This is a genomic window from Bacteroides caecigallinarum, assembly GCF_016901995.1.
GTDB classification, from domain to species: Bacteria; Bacteroidota; Bacteroidia; order Bacteroidales; family Bacteroidaceae; genus Phocaeicola; species Phocaeicola cellulolyticus.
In genome coordinates this window covers 1-219 of the sequence record NZ_JACJLE010000234.1, presented here as the reverse complement: position 1 = coordinate 219, position 219 = coordinate 1, and the positions used below count along the sequence as shown (strand labels likewise).

General features: G+C 48.9%; 1 protein-coding gene. It reads left to right on the top strand.

What is annotated here, in order from left to right:
- Positions 1–219 (top strand): AAA family ATPase (locus H6A61_RS16410; RefSeq protein ID WP_204394825.1); only part of this gene is annotated, 219 nt, incomplete at both ends.

Sequence of the window (219 nt, the reverse complement as noted above, 5' to 3'; positions counted from 1 at the left end):
TGCGTATGAGAAGACAGGGAAGCAGGTGGTTATCCTGGTGGACGAATATGACAAACCGATACTGCAGGCTATAGATAATGAGGAGTTGCAGAATGAGTACAGGAGCACGTTGAAGGCTTTCTATGGGGCGCTGAAATCGATGGACAGGTATATACGGTTCGCTCTGCTGACGGGGGTGACGAAATTCGGAAAGGTGAGTGTGTTCAGCGACTTGAACAA